General features: G+C 63.7%; 14 protein-coding genes and 1 pseudogene. 8 read left to right on the top strand and 7 right to left on the bottom strand.

The genetic code is table 11. The annotated features are described in order from the left end of the window. Nucleotides 1-81: 81 nt before the first annotated feature. From Q7J58_RS12150 to Q7J58_RS12135, 4 genes are all read left to right on the top strand, one after another. A complete protein-coding gene (locus tag Q7J58_RS12150) occupies nt 82-2,622 on the top strand; it encodes a DNA internalization-related competence protein ComEC/Rec2 (RefSeq protein ID WP_304828159.1) in 2,541 nt (846 codons plus the stop codon). 266 nt (nt 2,623-2,888) lie between these two features. Continuing rightward, nucleotides 2,889-4,328 carry a circularly permuted type 2 ATP-grasp protein gene (locus Q7J58_RS12145; protein ID WP_304828156.1) on the top strand — a complete coding sequence of 480 codons (1,440 nt, stop codon included), beginning with the start codon at nt 2,889-2,891 and terminating at the stop codon, nt 4,326-4,328. A gap of 153 nt (nt 4,329-4,481) precedes the next feature. Next, nucleotides 4,482-5,444, top strand: coding sequence for an alpha-E domain-containing protein (locus tag Q7J58_RS12140; RefSeq protein ID WP_304828154.1), 963 nt, complete (start codon nt 4,482-4,484; stop codon nt 5,442-5,444). An 82-nt stretch (nt 5,445-5,526) separates the two neighbouring features. Next, on the top strand, nt 5,527-6,363 hold the full coding sequence (locus Q7J58_RS12135) for a transglutaminase family protein (protein WP_304828151.1): 837 nt from the start codon (nt 5,527-5,529) through the stop codon (nt 6,361-6,363). A gap of 26 nt (nt 6,364-6,389) precedes the next feature. Here the strand turns inward: Q7J58_RS12135 and mltB are convergent, their stop codons facing one another. From mltB to Q7J58_RS12115, 4 genes are all read right to left on the bottom strand, one after another. Further along, nucleotides 6,390-7,322 (bottom strand): lytic murein transglycosylase B, encoded by a 933-nt coding sequence (gene mltB / locus Q7J58_RS12130; protein ID WP_304828177.1) that lies wholly within the window; start codon nt 7,320-7,322, stop codon nt 6,390-6,392. A gap of 176 nt (nt 7,323-7,498) precedes the next feature. Beyond that, nucleotides 7,499-9,502, bottom strand: a complete 2,004-nt coding sequence (locus tag Q7J58_RS12125) for a DUF3488 and transglutaminase-like domain-containing protein (RefSeq protein WP_304828149.1) — start codon at nt 9,500-9,502, stop codon at nt 7,499-7,501. A 98-nt stretch (nt 9,503-9,600) separates the two neighbouring features. Then, entirely contained in the window at nt 9,601-10,632 is a 1,032-nt protein-coding gene (locus tag Q7J58_RS12120; RefSeq protein WP_304828146.1) for a DUF58 domain-containing protein, read from the bottom strand. A gap of 20 nt (nt 10,633-10,652) precedes the next feature. Next, nucleotides 10,653-11,573 carry a MoxR family ATPase gene (locus Q7J58_RS12115; RefSeq protein ID WP_304828144.1) on the bottom strand — a complete coding sequence of 307 codons (921 nt, stop codon included), beginning with the start codon at nt 11,571-11,573 and terminating at the stop codon, nt 10,653-10,655. 26 nt (nt 11,574-11,599) lie between these two features. On the opposite strand from Q7J58_RS12115, the gene Q7J58_RS12110 reads away from it, so the two are divergent. The 3 genes from Q7J58_RS12110 (at nt 11,600) to Q7J58_RS12100 (ending at nt 14,790) form a co-directional block, all read left to right on the top strand. After that, on the top strand, nt 11,600-12,553 hold the full coding sequence (locus tag Q7J58_RS12110; protein WP_304828141.1) for a histone deacetylase family protein: 954 nt from the start codon (nt 11,600-11,602) through the stop codon (nt 12,551-12,553). Then, nucleotides 12,546-13,331 (top strand): enoyl-CoA hydratase, encoded by a 786-nt coding sequence (locus tag Q7J58_RS12105; protein ID WP_304828139.1) that lies wholly within the window; start codon nt 12,546-12,548, stop codon nt 13,329-13,331. The genes Q7J58_RS12110 and Q7J58_RS12105 overlap by 8 nt, the downstream gene beginning before the upstream one ends. A gap of 130 nt (nt 13,332-13,461) precedes the next feature. After that, entirely contained in the window at nt 13,462-14,790 is a 1,329-nt protein-coding gene (locus tag Q7J58_RS12100) for a mechanosensitive ion channel domain-containing protein (protein ID WP_304828137.1), read from the top strand. Here the strand turns inward: Q7J58_RS12100 and Q7J58_RS12095 are convergent. The 3 genes from Q7J58_RS12095 to Q7J58_RS12085 all read right to left on the bottom strand — a co-directional run bounded on the left by Q7J58_RS12095 (nt 14,767) and on the right by Q7J58_RS12085 (nt 17,690). After that, the gene (locus tag Q7J58_RS12095) at nt 14,767-16,062 is read right to left on the bottom strand and encodes a TRAP transporter large permease (RefSeq protein ID WP_304828134.1); all 1,296 of its coding nucleotides are present in this window, start codon (nt 16,060-16,062) and stop codon (nt 14,767-14,769) included. The genes Q7J58_RS12100 and Q7J58_RS12095 overlap by 24 nt on opposite strands. Next, the gene (locus tag Q7J58_RS12090; protein WP_304828132.1) at nt 16,059-16,568 is read right to left on the bottom strand and encodes a TRAP transporter small permease subunit; all 510 of its coding nucleotides are present in this window, start codon (nt 16,566-16,568) and stop codon (nt 16,059-16,061) included. The genes Q7J58_RS12095 and Q7J58_RS12090 overlap by 4 nt, the downstream gene beginning before the upstream one ends. A 108-nt stretch (nt 16,569-16,676) precedes the next feature. Beyond that, a complete protein-coding gene (locus Q7J58_RS12085; RefSeq protein WP_304828131.1) occupies nt 16,677-17,690 on the bottom strand; it encodes a TRAP transporter substrate-binding protein in 1,014 nt (337 codons plus the stop codon). 344 nt (nt 17,691-18,034) lie between these two features. Here Q7J58_RS12085 and Q7J58_RS12080 point away from each other — a divergent pair. Next, nucleotides 18,035-18,185: pseudogene (locus Q7J58_RS12080) on the top strand (electron transfer flavoprotein subunit beta/FixA family protein); the annotation flags it as partial.

Below are 18,185 nucleotides of genomic sequence, written 5' to 3'. Positions count from 1 at the left end.
CAAAACAATGAATGTACTGGCACGCGCGTTGCCGCCGCGGCTCGCCCCCATGCTAGCAAGTCTTGCGCCAGATGGCCAGAAATGCCCCTGTCGGTGGACTTTGTTGCCACGGCAGACGCGCTCATCGGCTTGCTGCAGGGCGGCTTGCAGGTGCTGAGCATGGTGCACCCTGGCCTGATTTTTTTACTGACCTGGGTGCTGGGGGTGGCGCTGCAATTGCAGCAAGCGGCCCTGTGGCACTTGGGGGTGTACGCCGGGCTGCTGCTGGCAAGCGGGTTGCTGTTGTTTGGGGTTGTTTGGCTGATGCGCTTGAGGCGCCTGGCTTCACGGGCGCGGTTCCCCGCACAGCCGTTGTTCGTGGCCGCGTTGCTCAGCGGGCTGCTGGCCGGTGTTGGCCTGACGGGCCTTCGTGCTGCCCACTTTGCCGCACAGGCCATGCCCCACCACTTGCAGGGCCTGGACTTGGTTGTGACCGGTCGTGTGGCCTCGCTGCCACGGCGCACGGCGTTGGGTGAGGGTTTTGAGCTGGCGGTGGAGTCGGCCTACCGCGGGGGGCAGCCCGTGAGCTTGCCCAGCAGGTTGCAACTGAGCGGGTTCGGCAGCGTGGCTGCGGTGGAAGAGGCCGGCACCCACGACCGGCACAGCTCCGGCCTGCGCGCCGGTGAGCGCTGGCGCTTGCTGGTGCGCCTGCGCAGCCCGCACGGCAGCGCCAACCCGCACGGCTTTGACCGCGAGCGCTGGCTGTGGGAACAGGATATTGGCGCCACCGGCTATGTGCGCAACGGCCCGGGCGACCCCGCTCCCCAGTATCTGGGCCGTACCGCCTGGCACCCACTGGACGCGGCGCGGCAGTGGGTCAGCGCACGCATCGCCGTGCAGGTGGACGAGCCCCGCAGCGCCGGTGTGCTGGCCGCGTTGGTGGTGGGCGATCAAAGTGCCATCGAGCGTGCCGACTGGGACTTGTTTCGCACCACTGGGGTGGCACACTTGATGAGCATTTCTGGCTTGCATGTGACCATGTTTGCCTGGTTGGCCACCGCGCTTATTGGCGGGCTGTGGCGGCACCTGGCTCGGGTGTGGCCGCAGGCCCTGCTGGCGGTGCCCACTCCCCTGGCGGCTGGTGTGGGCGGGGTTGTGCTGGCCAGCGCTTATGCGCTGTTTTCGGGCTGGGGCGTGCCCTCGCAGCGCACCGTGATCATGCTGGCGGTGGTGGTGGGCCTGCGCCTGTCGGTGCGGCGCTGGCCGTGGCCGGTGGTGTGGCTGCTGGCCATGGCGGCGGTGCTGCAGCTGGACCCTTGGGCCTTGCTGCAACCGGGGTTTTGGCTCAGTTTTGTGGCGGTGGGCATCTTGTTTGCCACCGACCCCGGGAAACGCCTGGCCGAACCGACGCAGTCCGAGCCTCGCTCTCGGCGCATCCTGCGCGCTGCCAGCGGGCTGTTGCGCGAACAGTCGGTGGTCACCGTGGCGTTGGCACCGTTGACGCTGTTGTTGTTCGGTCAGTTTTCGCTGGTGGGTTTGTTGGCCAACCTGTTGGCCATCCCGTGGGTGACGCTGGTCATCACGCCGCTGGCCATGCTCGGCGTGGTGGTGCCGCTGCTGTGGGATGCCGCCGCACTGGCGGTGCAGGCTCAGGCCGCTGCGCTGCAGTGGCTGGCCCAATGGCCTTGGGCCGCCATTCACCGTGCCATACCGCCCACGCCGCTGGCGCTTCTCGGGGTGTTCGGCGGCGTGTTGCTCGTGCTGCGCTTGCCGTGGGCGGTGCGCGGTGCCGGTTTGCTGCTGGTGTGGCCGGTGCTGCTGTGGGGGCCGCCGCGCCCAGCCGTGGGGCAGTTCGAGTTGCTGGCGATCGATGTGGGGCAGGGCAGCGCCGTGTTGGTGCGCACCGCCCGGCACACTGTGCTGTACGACACCGGGCCACGCTACAGCCCCGACAGCGACGCAGGGCAACGGATTGTCGTGCCGCTGCTGCGCGCCCTGGGCGAAGCGCCCCACACCGTGCTGGTGAGCCACCGCGACAGCGACCACGCCGGTGGTATGGCGGCGGTGCGCAGCGCCTGGCCGCAGGCGCACTGGCTGTCGTCGTTTGACGCCGACCCTGCGCAACGCTGCGTGGCCGGCCAGCGCTGGCAATGGGACGGTGTGGACTTCGAGGTACTGCATCCCCAGCCTGAACACTATGGACCCGATGGAAAGGGCTTGCTCAGCAGCAACGCCATGTCGTGCGTGCTGCGCGTGGCCACTGCGCAGCACAGCGCCTGGCTGGGTGGCGACATCGACGCAGCGCAAGAAACCCGCCTGGCCTTGGCCCGCCCCGAGCTGCGCGCCACCGTGTTGCTGGCGCCGCACCACGGCAGCCTCACGTCCAGCAGCCCGGTGCTGCTCAACACCTTGCGCCCGAGCTGGGTGCTGGTGCAGTCGGGTTACCGCAACCGTTTCAATCACCCAGCCCCTGCGGTGCTGGAGCGCTACCGCCTGCGCGGCATGCGCTGGGTGAATTCACCCGATTGCGGTGCCGCGACCTGGCGCAGCGCCGAGCCCGAGGCGGTGCATTGCCAGCGTGATGAACATCGGCGCTACTGGCACCACCCGGCGCCGGCTTTTGCGGACGTGAATCTCGACTGAGACGCTGAGAAAGATTCGATTTCCACTCCACTCCCACACGCGCTTTATTTTTCGGTGTGACAGAACGGGTCCAGCCCTGATTTTTCAGGCTGCCCAGGGGGCGGGTACCCTGAATCGGACGCCAGCGGCGTTTTTCCAAAAAACGCCTGGGCTCTGTGGTGACCTTCAGCATTGCGCCTTGGGAAATTCTTTTGCACCGATTTGGGGCTGTTTTCGTGTCTCCTGGCCCAGTCCTTGCTATGCTGGAGGCAGGAGAGATAAAGCCCATGAGCCGACCGATGTTTGATGAAATGAACGCCTCGCCCACCGAGGTACGCACCCATTACGAGAACTACGCCCGCTGGCTAGCCCAGCAGCCTGAGGAGGTGATGAAGGCCCGCCGTGAAGAGGCTGAAATGATCTTTCGCCGTGTTGGCATCACCTTTGCGGTGTACGGAGCCAAAGACGAAGATGGTTCGGGCACCGAGCGCCTGATCCCGTTTGACCTGATCCCACGCATCATCCCGGCCAAGGAGTGGAGCAGCATGGAAGAGGGTTTGGTGCAGCGTGTGAATGCACTCAACCGTTTCATCCACGACGTGTACCACGATCAGGAAATCATCAAGGCCGGCATCATCCCCGCCGACCAGATCTTTCAGAACGCCCAGTTTCGCCCTGAAATGATGGGTGTGGACGTGCCCGGCAACGTCTACTCGCACATCTCGGGCGTGGACATTGTGCGGGCCCCCAACGCAGCCGGCGAGGGCGAGTACTACGTGCTTGAAGACAACCTGCGTGTGCCCAGCGGCGTGAGCTACATGCTGGAAGACCGCAAGATGATGATGCGGCTGTTTCCCGAGCTGTTCGGTGAAAACCGCGTGGCCCCAGTGGCCCACTACCCCGACCTGCTGCTCGAAACCCTGCGTGCCGTGAGTCCGGCCACCACGGCCGAGCCTACGGTGGTGGTGCTCACGCCGGGCATGTACAACAGCGCCTATTTTGAACACGCCTTTTTGGCTCAGCAAATGGGCATTGAGCTGGTCGAAGGGCAAGACCTGTTTGTGAAAGACAATTTCGTCTACATGCGCACCACGCGTGGCCCCAAGCGGGTCGACGTGATCTACCGCCGCGTGGACGACGATTTCCTCGACCCCCTGGTGTTTCGCCCCACCTCCACCTTGGGGTGCGCTGGCTTGCTGGGTGTGTACCGCAGTGGCAACGTGGCCATTTGCAATGCCGTGGGCACGGGTGTGGCAGACGACAAATCCATCTACCCCTACGTACCGAAAATGATCGAGTTCTACCTGGGTCAGAAACCCATTTTGAACAACGTACCCACCTTCATGGGCCGCAACCCCGAAGACCTGAAATACATGCTCTCCCACATGGAAGAGCTGGTTGTGAAAGAGGTGCACGGCGCGGGCGGCTATGGCATGCTGGTGGGTCCGGCGTCCACCAAGGCCGAGGTGGAAGAATTCCGCCAATTGGTGAAAGCCAGGCCCGATGGCTACATTGCCCAGCCCACCCTAAGCCTATCCACCTGCCCCACGTATGTGGAAAGCGGCGTGGCACCGCGCCACATTGACCTGCGGCCTTTTGTGCTCAGCGGGAAAGAGGTGCAGATGGTGCCCGGTGGCCTGACCCGTGTGGCGCTGAAAGACGGTTCTCTGGTCGTTAACTCGTCACAGGGTGGGGGTACAAAGGACACATGGGTGCTGGAGGGTTGACCCCACGCGCGCCGTTTGCGGCGCGTACCCTCCTTGAACGTAGGGTGGCACCAGAGGCCCGTCCTGAGCCTGTCGAAGGGTTGTTTCTTGGTGCCTCTTGAATGAATTGCTTCTTGCGCTGCTGTTGTGGCGCTGTTTGTTGGAGTTTTTAAAATGCTGTCACGCACCGCCGACCATTTGTTCTGGATGTCCCGTTACACCGAGCGCGCTGAAAACACGGCCCGCATGCTCGACATCAACTACCAGACCTCGCTGCTGCCGCAATCGGCTGCCGTGGCCCAAGTGGGCTGGGAGGGCTTGCTCACCATCAGCGAGCTGAAGCCTTCCTACATGGCCAAATACGGTAGCGCCGTCACGCCGCGCAACGTACTCGACTTCATGGTGCGCGACGAAAGCAACCCGTCCAGCATCACCTCGTGCCTGCGTGCCGCGCGTGAAAACGCCCGCGCGGTGCGCGGCGCGCTCACCACCGAATTTTGGGAAACGCAAAACCAGACTTGGCTGGAAATCACGCGCATGCTCAAGAGCAAAGATTTTGAGCGCGACCCAAGCCAGTTTTTTGAATGGGTCAAGTTCCGTTCGCACCTCTCGCGCGGTGTGGCCATCGGCACCATGCTGCAAGACGAAGCGTTTCACTTCTACCGCATGGGCACTTTTTTGGAGCGTGCTGACAACACCGCGCGCCTGCTGGACGTGAAGTTTCACGCGGTGCAGAGCGATTTTTTTGGCGCGGCCAGCGAGCTCGACCAAGAATACGATTTTTACCACTGGAGCGCCATTTTGCGCAGCGTGAGCGGCTTCGAGGTTTACCGCAAGGTCTACCGAGATGTGATCACGCCCGAGCGCGTGGCCGAGTTGCTGATTCTGCGTGCCGACATGCCACGCAGCCTGGCCGCCAGCCTCAACGAAGTGGTCAACAACCTCAGCATGGTGGCCACCGACCATTCCAGCGAAACCATGCGCCGTGCCGGCAAGCTCAAGGCGGATCTGCAGTACGCCCGCATCGATGAAATTCTGTCCACCGGCCTGCACGCCTACCTGACGCAGTTTCTCGACCGGGTAAACGAGTTGGGTGGCCGTATCAGCCAGGACTTTCTGGTGCCGACGACGCATTGAGCGTCAAGAGGCTGATCCGACCCAGCGGCGGACGGGCAAAATGTGCAGCCTTTTTGGCGCCAGAGCACAGCCCGATTGCCGTATGAAATTCAACATCAGCCACACCACCCGTTACACCTACAGCCAACCCCTGCTGTATTCGGTGCAAACCCTGCACCTGTGGCCCGCCAGCGGCCCGTGCCAAACGGTCGAGCAATGGGGTATTCGCACACCCGGTACCTTGCACGCCCAGCTTGACGGTCAGGGCAACCAAGTGCACAGCTTCAGCTTGGTACGCCGCCCCGAAGCGGCCTTGCCGCACATCAGCGTGGTGGCCAAAGGCCAGGTCACCACCCACGGTACCGGCGAATTTGTCGACACCGGCCCTTTGCACCCGGCGTTCTTTCTGCGGTCCACGCCATTGGCCGAGCCGCACCCCCGCATGGCCATGTGGGCGCTCCAGACCGTACCCGCACTCATGGCCACGCGTGCCCGCAGCGAGCAGCCCACCGCGGCCGACTTGGTGGCGCTGGCCAGCGCTGTGGCCGACAAAGTGCAGTACCGCCAAGGCAGCACCGGCGTGGAAACCACTGCGCTCGAAGCGTTTGACTGGGAACTGGGCGTGTGCCAGGACCAGGCCCATGTGATGGTGGCCGTGTGCCGCAGCATTGGCCTGCCTGCGCGCTACGTGAGTGGCTATTTTTTTGCCGCCAACGCTCCCGAACTGGCCAGCCACGCCTGGGTGGATGTGTGCATCCATTCCCAAGAAAACCGCTGGATCAGTCTGGATGTGACCCACCGCTGCACGACCGACGAACGCCACATTCGCCTGGCCGCTGCCACCGATTACACCGCTTGCCTGCCCATCAAAGGGCTGCGCCGGGGTGGCGGTGAAGAGCGCATGGATGTGAGCATCCGGATCGAACCGCTGACAGGCTGATGCCGTTGAGATGGGCCGCCTGGACCTCAGCGGGGTTCCAACAAGGCTTGAATGGTTTCGCCCAGCTCAATCACGGCCAGCGCGTAGTAGCTGCTCCAGTTGTAGCGGGTCACCACGTAGAAGTTTTGTGTGCCGGCCACGTAGCTGGGTGGGGCGGTGCCGTTTTCCAGTTCCACCAAGGCCAACTGGCCGGGGTGTTGCTGTGCAGCACCTTCGAGCACGGCGCCTTTGGCGGTGAAGCTGGCAACGCTGAAGGTGGGCAGGATATCGGGGGCCAGCAGGGCGTCTTTGTCGAGCGTCTCTGCGTCAAAACTGACCGGGTAGTGCGTGGGCTGGCCGGTTTGCCAACCAAAAACCTTGAAGTAGTTGGCCACCGAGCCGATGACGTCGGCGGTGCTGTTGAACAGATCCACCTTCCCGTCGCCGTCGAAGTCGATGGCGTACTTGGCCCAACTGCTGGGCATGAACTGGGGCCAGCCCATGGCACCGGCGTAGCTGCCGAGCAGGGCTTGGGGATCCATGCCGGTGCGCTGGGTCAGACTCAGGAATTGCTCCAGTTCGCTTTTGAAAAACGCGGCGCGCGCTTCGGCGCGCGGGTGGCTGGCGGGGAAGTCAAAAGCCAGTGTGGTCAGCGCGTCGATGACGCGGAAATTGCCCGTGTGCTGGCCGTAGCGTGTTTCCACGCCGATCACGCCCACGATGAGGCTGGCGGGCACACCAAACTCGGCTTCGGCACGGGCCAGGGCGTTGCGGTTGTTTTCCCAGAAGCGCTGACCGGCACGCAGGCGCACAGGCTCGATGAAGCGGGCGCGGTAAGCGGCCCAGTTTTTGGGGGTGCCGCTGGGTGCGGGGGCCATGAGCCGGGCCACGGTGGGGATGCGCTGGGCTTGCGCCAGTTGCTGGCGCACCCAGTCGGAGTCGAGGTTGCGGCGGCTGGCCAGGTCGTCGGCAAAGGCCATGGCGCCGGGGTGCTGGCCATAGGTGAACGCGGGCTGTTTGGCGACGGAGGCGGGACGCACTTTGGCTGGGCTTCCACTTTGGGCGCTGGCGGTGGAGCCGCCACCGGCGAGGCTCAATCCGAGCAGTGTGCAGCCAAAAATCCTGCGCACCGGCGAAAAACGTTGACCCTCAAATATCACGAAACACCCTCCTTGGGCCATGCAAGTTGCTGGAATTCACGTTGCAGTGTAGCCAGCGCAACGGGGCTTTCGCGGCTGTAGCGCTGCCGCTCCAGTTTGAGCAGCCACTGCACCACACTGTGGCTGAAAGGGGTGTCGCCGAACTTCTGCAGGGCCAGGGTGGCCAGGGCGCGCGGTGGCAGGTTTTGGGTGCCGTTTAGTCCGAGTTGCTGCAGCCGCTGGCGCGCGCGATGCAGCAAGCGCAGCCAGGGGTCGTGTTGCTGGCGTTCCCAGAGCGTCCAGCCGGCGCCGGCCAGACTCACCAGCACCACCACGGCGATGAGCACATAGACCAGATCGGTCCAGTTCGGGCTGTTGAAACCCAGGTTTTTCAGCAAATTGAGCTGTTTGCCCTGGGTGTAGTTCAGCACCGACTGGTTCCAGCGGTTGTTCACCGCGTCCCACACCGCACGCAGTTGCGCGGCGAGGTTGGGGTTGAGGGTGCGAATGGTGCCAGCCAGAGCGCCTTCGGGGGCGCGCAGGCGTTCCAGCGACCCGGTGCGCCCGGGGGCCACGGCCGACGTGGGGTCCACCCGCACCCAGCCTTGGCCCTGCAACCAGACCTCGGCCCAGGCGTGGGCGTCGCGTTGGCGCACGGTCCAGAAGCCGTCCACCGTGTTGAGTTCGCCGCCCTGGTAGCCGGTGACAATGCGGGCCGGGATGTCCAGCGCGCGCATGAGGATGACGAAGCTGCTGGCAATGTGTTCGCAGAAACCCTCGCGTTTGTCGAACCAGAATTCGTCGGCCGTGTGCTGGCCGTACACGCCGGGCTCCAGGGTGTAGGTGTAGCCGCCGGTGCGCAGGCGCTCCAGAGCGGCGTTCACCAGGGCTTCGTTGAAGGCGGGGCCGGCGCCCACTTCGCGGCGCAGTTGCTGCGCCAGCATGAGGGTGCGGGGGTTGAAGCCGGCGGGCAGTTCAATCTGGTCTTGCAGCGCCAAGGTGGCGGTCAGCGGCCCATGCCGGAATGACGGGTAGCTCTCGGCCCGGTAGCGCACCAGTTCGTTCATGGGGCGGCGGGTAATCCATTGCAGTTCGGGTGTCATGAAGGCCCGGTTGCCAGGCAGTTCGGGCGCCTGGGTGGCGGCTTCCAGCAAGAACAGCCATGGCCGCTTGTGTGGCTCCATGGTGATTTCGTAGCGCACCGGCTCGCCGCTGACCTGCAGGTTGGCGGGCAGCTCCATGTTGGCCGGAAAGCCCGAGCGCAGCGGGCGCCATTGCGTGCCGTCAAAGTCGGTCAGCACCGGGCCACGGAAGTACAGGTCGCGCTGGGGCGGGGGCTCACCCTCGAAGCGCACGCGCAGAGCGATGCTGTCGTCGAGCACCAGAGACGCGATCTGGCCCACCTGCATTTGGTCGGAAAGGCCGCTGCGCCCGACCATGCTGTCGGTGGGAACGCCCCACAGTGGTGCCATGCGAGGAAACAACATGAACAGCACCAGCATGATGGGCGCACCCATCAAGGCCATGCCGCCAGCGATGCGCGCCGACTGGACCAGCGGCGGTCGACCCACAGGCATGTGGGCGTTGACCAGCGCAGTGAGAAGCCCCAGCAGGGCGATGAGAATCCCCGCTGCCGTGAGCAGCGATTGCGAGTAAAAGAAGTGCGTCAGCAGGGTGAAGAAGCCCAGAAAAAACACCACGAAGGCGTCGCGCCGTGCGCGCAGCTCCAGTGTTTTCAGGGCCAGAAGCACCACAATGAGTGTGACACCGGCTTCTTGCCCCAAGATGGTGCGGTGGGTGGCCCAGGTGGCGCCCAGGGTGAGCGCCAGCAAGCCCACGCGCCAGCCCCAGCCCGGCAAGGGCAGTCCTTTGAGCGCCAGCACGGTGCGCCCGACCAGCACCACGGCGGTGAGGGCGGTGCACCACCAAGGGATGTGGGCCATTTGCATGGCGACGACCCAGGCAATGACGGCGAGTAAAAACAGGGTGTCGCGGGTGTCGCGCGGCAGGCTGGCCCCCATGTTCCAACGCGGCTTGGGTTGCTGACCCCCAAAGGGGCGTGTTTCGCTTGGCGGTGACCCGGTGGCGAAACCGGTTTTTTTTGTTGGAAGGGGTGTATTCAGCATAAAGCCAGAGCCTCCAGGCAACGCGCTTTGTGCCCTGGGCCTTGGTCGGGATCGATGTCGCGTCCGGGCAGGCGCAGGCCGTAGTCCAGGCCCAGGTTGTCGGCCAGAAGCACCCAGGCGGTCAGGCGAGAAAGGCGGGCTTCCAGGTTGCTGTGGCCGCAATGGGCGTGGTCGAGCCAGAGCTGTTGGTGCTGGGTGGATTGGGCGTCGCGGCTGACCAGCTCGCTGCGCCCGGCAGCAAACGCCTGGGCGGCTTTTTTCCAGACCACGGCTTTGATCGGATCGCCCCGGCGGTAGGCGCGCACGCCGTCAAACTCGCCGGTGCTTTGCACCGTGGCGCTGCCCGAGTGGCCGGGCTGCGCTTCCCCCGCAGGCAGTGCCGGCGGGTGCGCTTCGGGTTGGGGGTACACCAGCACGTGAGCAGCGGGGCGCCACACGGTCCACACCCGGAAGGTGCCGAGCGGAAACAGGGTTTGCACCTTCAGCGGAGGCAGTGCGTGCAAGCCACGCTGGGGGGCGGGCCAGGTCACTTGCACCGTGGCACTGCCCTGGGCCGGCACATCGGTCCAGGCCAGCGGGGTGTGGGCGGCGTCTGCACCGATCACGCCCGCGCCCAGCCCATAGCGCATGCGGCGGCGCTCGCTTGACAGACGAATGTCCAGCGCCACCGCCTGCCCGGCGTGCACCGGCGCGGGCGGGGTCAGGTGCAGCGTGAGCCCGCGCAGGTTGCCGTGGCACACGTGCATGCCCACCAGCGCGCTGCCAGCCAGCAAAAAGGTGAGCAGGTAGCCCAGGTTGAGCTGAAAGTTGATGCTGGCCACCAGCAGCAGCAGCAGCGTGAACACCAGCATGGCACCGGCGCGCGTGGGCACGATGTAGACGTTGCGCTGCGTCAGCAGGAGGGTGTCGGTGCGCGGCAGGCGGTTGTGAAACCAGCGTTGTAGGCGGCTGCGAACCAGGCGCAGCGGGTGGCGCCATGGGCCCGGGGTCGGGGTGTCGGGCAATGGCTGGGTGGCAAGCGTCATGGGTGGCGTCAGAAATACGCTCAAGGCAACGGTGTGGCGTCTACCATGGCCCGCACCTGCTCCACGGCGCCCCGGCCCGCATCGCTCACCGGCACCAGCCGGTGCGCCACGGTCTGCGGCAAGATGGCGGCGATGTCGTCGGGTGCCACGTAGTCGCGCCCTTGTAGGTAAGCCTGGGCTTTGGCGGCTCGCAACACGGCCAGCGCAGCGCGCGGCGACAGGCCTTGCGCAAACCACCGTCCCGAGCGGGTGGCGGCCACCAGGTCTTGCAGGTAGTCCAGCACCGGCTCGGCCGCGTGCACGGCCAACACGGCCTGCTGCAGCCGCGTCAGGTCGGCCGGTGTGAGCACGGGTGGCAGGTGTTCCAGCAGGTGGCGCCGGTCGGCGCCGCGCAGGAGCTCGCGCTCGGCGGCGCGGTCGGGGTAACCCAGCGACAGGCGCATGTGAAAGCGGTCCAGCTGCGACTCGGGCAGGGCGTAGGTGCCCAGCTGGTCTTGCGGGTTTTGCGTGGCAATCACAAAGAACGGCTGCGGCAACGGCCGGGTCTCGCCCTCGACCGTGACCTGTTTTTCTTCCATGGCTTCCAGCAGTGCACTCTGGGTTTTGGGACTGGCGCGGTTGATTTCGTCGGCCAGCAACACCTGCGCAAACACCGGGCCGGGGTGGAACACAAAGCCTTCGTGCTCGCGCTCGTAAATGGACACCCCCACCAGATCGCTGGGCATCAGGTCGGCGGTGAACTGCACGCGCGAGAATTGCAGCCCGAAGGAGCGCGACAGGGCGTGAGCCAGGGTGGTTTTCCCCACCCCGGGAACGTCTTCAATCAGCAAGTGCCCACCCGCCAACAGGCAGGCCACGCAGTCAGAAACCTGCTGCGATTTGCCCACAATGACCGTGTTAAGCTGGTTCAGAAGTTGGTGTATTTTTGTATCGGCGTGCATGCCGTGAACCATACCGCAAAACCCTTATGAGCCAGGCCACCGGATATTTCACCCACAAGGATTGTTGGCGCCACGAAATGGGCAACGGGCACCCCGAATGCCCGCAGCGCCTGGATGCCATTGAAGACCGTTTGCTCATCACCGGGCTGGACCAGGCGCTGGAGCGCCGCGAAGCCACCGCAGCCTCCATGGCCGACATGGAGCTGGCCCACGGGCGCATGCACCTGGCCTCGCTGCGCGGTTTGAGCGACGGCCTGCGCGACGACATTGCCGCAGGTGGCCCAACCCATGCGCAGGTGGACCCCGACACCTCCATCAACATCCACAGCTGGGACGCCATTCTGATGGCCGCTGGCGCAGCCATTGACGCCACCGATGCCATCATGGCCGGTGAAATGGTGAACGCTTTTTGCGCCGTGCGCCCGCCGGGCCACCACGCCCCGCGCAACCAGGCCCTGGGCTTCTGTTTTGTGAACAACGTGGCGGTGGCCGCCAAATACGCGCTGGAGCGCCACGGCTTGAAGCGCGTGGCGATCATCGACTTTGACGTGCACCATGGCAACGGCACCGAAGACATTGTGGCCGGCGACGAGCGCATCCTGATGTGCAGTTTTTACCAGCACCCTTTTTACCCCGCCTGGGACCATGCCACGGCGCCCAACCTGGTGAACCTGCCGGTACCGGCCTACACCAAGGGCATGGAGATTCGGGAGCTGATCGACATGATGTGGATGCCCCGGCTGGACGCCCACAAGCCGCAAATGCTCTTCATCAGCGCCGGGTTCGATGCCCACCGCGAAGACGACATGGGCCAGCTCGGGCTGGTCGAGCAAGACTACATCTGGATCACCCAGCGCATCAAAGACGTGGCGCAGCGCCACGCTCAGGGCCGCATCGTGAGCTGCCTGGAAGGCGGTTACGACCTGAGTTCGCTCGCCCGCAGTGTGGAGGCGCATATCCGCGTATTGGCCGATGTCTGACAACCTGCCCCAAGAACCGCTGCGCGTCGAGCGTGACGAGCGTGGTGTCTACACCCTCACGCTCAACACCCCGCGCAGCTTTAACGTGCTGTCTGAAGCCATGATGGCGGCCCTGCAACACGCTCTGGATGCGGTGGCCGCCGACCCGCAAGCCCGCGTGGTGGTGCTGGCCGCCGAGGGTCGGGCGTTTTGCGCCGGGCACGACCTGAAGGAAATGAAGGCCACGCCCGAACTGGCTTACTACCAAACGTTGTTTGCCACGTGTTCCCGGTTGATGATGGCCATCCGCAAGCTGGATGTGCCGGTGATCGCGCGCGTGCACGCCCTGGCCACGGCGGCGGGCTGTCAACTGGTGGCGCAGTGCGACCTGGCGGTGGCGGCGCAGGGTGCCACGTTTGGCGTCAACGGCATCGACGTGGGGCTGTTTTGCGCCACGCCCAGCGTGGCCTTGTCGCGGAACATGGGACCGAAGCAGGCGATGGAAATGCTGCTCACCGGCGACTTCATTTCTGCCGACGAAGCGCAGGCGCGCGGTCTGGTGAACCGGGTGATGGCACCCGAGGCATTGGACGCCGAGGTGGCCCGGCTGGTCGCCCGCATCGTGGCCAAACCCCGCCTGGCCGTGTCCATGGGCAAGACGCTGTTTTACCGCCAGCTGGAAACCGGCATGGAGTCGGCCTACCAGCTGGCTGGCCAGACCATGGCCTGCAACATGGCACACGACGTGGCCCAGGAAGGTGTGCAAGCCTTCATCGACAAGCGACCGCCGAACTGGTGAGCGGGCGGCTTGAGGCGCTGACACCCGGTTCCCGCCATGGCGGCAAGCGCCCTGCGGTCGGTCCATTTTTCCTTTGTTTTTCATGAACCCCACCGTTTCTCCCGCAACGACCGCTCAAGCGGACAACCCCATGGCCGGCGTACCAGCAACCGATACGCCGCCGCCCATCGACAATCTCCAGGAATGGCTGGCGGGTTTCATGCAACCCACGGTATGGATCGAACTCATGGCGCTGGCGTTGTGTGTGTTCGTTGCCTGGGGGTTCACGGCGTTGCTGCGCCGAGGCCTGGGTATGCACGACGAAAAGCTGTCCGTCATGTTTGGCCGGCGCGTGGTGGACGGCGTGATGTTTCCCCTGTTGTTGCTGGCCTTGGCTTACCTGGCCCGTGCGGCACTGCTGAAATTTGTTCCTCTGGCGGTGTTCAAGGTCGCCATCCCGGTGTTCGTGTCGCTGGTGGTGATCCGCGTGGGCGTCAAGGTGCTGCAGGTGGCCTTGGCCAGTGCGCCCTGGGTGCGCGTGCTGGAGCGCACCATTTCCTGGGTCGCCTGGCTGGCCATGGTGTTGTGGGTGAGCGGTCTGCTGCCCGTGGTGCTGCACGAGCTCGACCAGATCACCTGGAAGATGGGCGCCTCCACCCTCAGCGTGCGCACCCTGATCGAGGGCGCACTGACCGCCGGTGCGGTGCTGATTCTGGCCTTGTGGGTGTCGGCCGCCATTGAAATTCGGTTGCTCAAGTCGGCCGTGGGCGGCGAGCTGTCGCTGCGCAAGGCGGTCAGCAATGCCACGCGCGCTTTGCTGATGTTTGTCGGTTTGATCATGGCGCTCTCCGCCGTGGGCATCGACCTGACCGCGCTCTCGGTACTGGGCGGTGCGATCGGTGTGGGCATTGGCTTTGGCTTGCAAAAACTGGCGGCCAACTACGTGAGCGGTTTTGTGATTTTGGCCGAGCGCAGCATGCGCATTGGCGACAGCGTGCGGGTAGACAATTTTGAAGGTCGCATCACCGACATCAACGCCCGCTACACCGTGATTCGTGCCCTGACCGGGCGCGAGTCCATTGTGCCCAACGAGATCCTGATCACCAGTCGGGTCGAGAACTTGTCGCTTGCCGACTCCAAGGTCTGGCAGTCGACGGTGGTCTCGGTGGCCTATGAGAGCGATGTGGATCTGGTGACGCGCTTGCTGACCGATGCAGCGCTGGCGCAAGAGCGGGTGCTGAAAGATCCAGCGCCTTCGGTGGCCTTGTCGGCTTTCGGCGCCGATGGCCTGGAATTTACCCTGGGCTACTGGATTGCGGATCCTGAGAACGGCCAGCTTGGCCTTCGTTCGCTCATCAACAGAGCTATTTTGAATTCGCTGCGCGAGCACGGCGTGGAAATACCGTACCCACAGCGCGTGCTGCACATGAGGCACGCGCGCGGGGCGTTGCCGCCGTCAGCGGGTCATGAGGCTGGGTAGCCACAGCGCAATGGCCGGCACCGCGATCAGGATGCCCAGGCGCACGATGTCGGCCATCACAAATGGCCAGACGCCCTTGTAGATGGTACCGAGCTTGACGTTGGGCAGCAGCGAGTTGAGCACGAAGAGGTTCAGGCCCACCGGCGGCGAGATCATGCCGATCTCCACAATCGTCACGATCAAAATACCAAACCAGATCGGGTCAAACCCCAGGCCAACGATGACCGGAAAGAACACCGGAATGGTCAGCAACACGATGGCCAACTCTTCCATCACCATGCCCAGCGCCAGGTAAATGCCCATCATCATCACCACCACCATGAGCGGATTGGGGCTGAACTGCAGCACGAAGTCGCGCAGATCGGCCGGCATGCTGGTGAAGTTGATGAAGTTGGTGAAAATCATCGCGCCGATCAGGATGGTGAACAGCATCGCCGTGGTGCGGGTGCTCTCAATCAGAATATCCAGCAGCACCCGGGGCGTGAGCGCCCGGCGCGCCAGTGCGAAGAAAAAGGCCCCTGCCGCACCCACGCCAGCGCCCTCGGTGGCGGTGAACACGCCGCCGTAAATACCGCCGATCACCAGCGCAAACAGCACCGCCACGCCCCAGATGCCGCGAATGGCCGCCAGCCGCTGCGCCCAGCTGAAGCGCTTGGCCGGAGGGCCGGCTTCCGGGTCTCGCCAGGTGACAAACACCACGGCCATGCACAGGCAGGTGATGGCCACAATGCCGGGCAAAATACCTGCCACAAAGAGTTTGCCAATGTCGGTCTCGGTGATGATCCCGTAGATGACCAAAATGGTGGAGGGCGGGATGAGAATGCCCAGCGTGCCGCCAGCGGCGATGGAACCCGTGGCCAGGCCGTCCTTGTAGCCGTGCGCCTTCATTTCCGGGTAAGCCACGCGCGACATGGTGGCGGCTGTGGCAATGGACGATCCGCAGATGGAGCCAAAACCACCCGAGGCAATGATGCTCGCCATGGCCAACCCACCACGGCGGTGGCCCACAAAAGCATTGGCGGCGGTGAACAGCTCTTTGGCCATGCCGGCGCGGGCCACAAAGTTGCCCATGAGCACAAACAGCGGAATGACCGACAGCACGTAGTGAAACCCGGTCTCAAAAATGACCTGGCTGGTGCTGGCGTAGGCCGGCATCCAGCCGCGCATGAGACCCAGCCCCACCACGCCGGCAATGGTCATGGCCACAGCCAGCGGCACCCGCAGAAAAGCGAGGATGAAAACGGCCAGAAAGCCCAGGGTGGCTTCGATCATGAGGAGGCTCCTGTGCCCTGGGCGGCGCCGTGCACCACCGGCGCCGGCGGAACAACAACAAACAACACATGCACCAGGGCAGTCAGCAGCAGCAGGCCGGCCATCAGCCAGGCCACGGGTGCAATGGCCAGTTGCAGGTGAACTGTGGTGTCGCCGTATTCGGCAAACCGCTCAGCCCGCATGACCATGAGCCGCGCCAGGAAACCAAACACACCGGCACACACCAGGTGCACCAGGCGCGCCTGCAAGCCTTTGAGCCAATCGGGAATGAAGGCGTCCAGCGAGTCAAACACCACATGTTCGCTGCGCCAAGAAACCAGTGGCATGGCGCCAAAGATCACGATCACCATCAGGATTTCGGTCAGTTCCAGGCCACCAGGAACCGAGTTGCTGAAAAATTTTCGGCCGGTCACGTCCACCAGCGTCAGCCACATGATGGAAAACAAGGCCATGGCTGCCATCAGCCCGGTGGACCAGGTCAGCAGTTTTTCTAGGGTTTTGAACATGGAGGGGTGTCCGAAAATCAAAAAAAGGCCGACGGGGCAGTGACGCTGGAGACTGCCCCGCCGGCCTGTGAGCGGTATCGGAAATGCCGAGACCGCACCTTGCTTGGGTTATTTCACCTTGGCAATTTCAGCACGGAACTCAGCCAGCACAGCCTTCGGGTCCTTCAGGCCTTTGACCTGTGCGCTCGCGGCCCACTTGGTTTCCAGGTAGTCCTGCTTGTCGGCCACTGCTTTCACAAAAGCCTTGTCGGCCATGATACGTGCGACACCCTGGGTTTTTTGCAGTTCGCGGCTGGCCGCGTCCACCTTGTCCCAGCCTTCGCCAAACATGCGCGCGGCCACTTCGCCCGAGAGCTTGTCCACCACGGCCTTGTCCTGGGGTGCCAGGGCGTTGTATTTGCCGGGGTTCATCATGAAGACAAAGCTGGTGTTGTACAGGCCACCCGGAAAGGTGGTGGCGTGTTTGACCATGCTCAGCTTGAACGAATCCACCGACTCGGCGGGGAAGAAGGTTGCGTCCATCACGCCGGTGGACATCAGTTCGAACGACTCGGGCGCGGCCTTGAGCGTGGTGTTCCAGCCCATGGCTTTGGAGAGTTCGTTGATGTTGCCGCCGCCAATGCGGAACTTGAGCGATGCCGCGTCAGCGGCGGTAGCAACCGGCTTTTTGCTGTTGAAAATGATGCCTGGGCCGTGGGTAAACACGCCCAGCACCTTCACGCCGCGGTGCTCGCCCAATGGTGCGAAGTATTTGCTGTAAATGCGCTGGTAGGCCACCGAGGTGGGCACAGCGCTGTCGCCCAGGAACGGGAATTCGGCCACTTGGGTGTTGATGAAGCGGCCCGGGGTGTAGCCATCCACCGTGTAGGAAATATCAGCAAGACCGTCGCGCACCGCGTCAAAAGTGCCAGGTGCTGCCACCACGCCCTTGGGCAAGATGTTGCACTTCATGCGGCCGGTGCTTTCTTTTTCCAGCAGGTCGCACCAATTTTTTTGCACCGTAGACAGGGTGTGGGTCGGTGGCAGCCAGCTCGACACCGTGAACACAGTCTGGGCGGACACAAGGCCGCTGGACAGCACGGTGGTGGACAAGGCGGCAGCGACGACGTGACGAAGTTTCATGCAGTATCTCCTGGCGGGTGAATATGGTTACTGAATATAAATAAAATGCCCTTTTTGACTATAGGCGAATAGTTGCTGAATCCATCTCCAGACTTACCCGAATTAGCCGACCGTTGGGTTGGTTAATGGTCGTCTGAATGACAGTGTTGGACCCCGTAGGGGCTTGGTCTTGGTGTATTCAACGGCTTCACCTATAATTCATAAAAGCACGGTCGTTCGTTTTTCCCCATGTCCAGCAAAATATTTGCGAAAGCACGGTTCAGAAAAGGTGCGGCTTACAATCTGCGAGTTGACGTATACGTCAATTGAGATCATCCACTCACAACCATCAGGAGCATCCCAGCATGAAGATTCTCGTCCCCGTCAAACGCGTGGTGGACTACAACGTCAAGGTGCGCGTCAAGAGCGACGGCAGCGGTGTGGACATTGCCAATGTCAAGATGAGCATGAACCCGTTTGACGAGATCGCCGTGGAGGAAGCCGTGCGACTGAAAG

Source organism: Hydrogenophaga sp. (genome assembly GCF_030656115.1).
Taxonomy (GTDB): Bacteria; Pseudomonadota; Gammaproteobacteria; order Burkholderiales; family Burkholderiaceae_C; genus Hydrogenophaga.
Note: the sequence above shows the minus strand (reverse complement) of the source record. Positions and strands in the feature narration are given on the sequence as shown.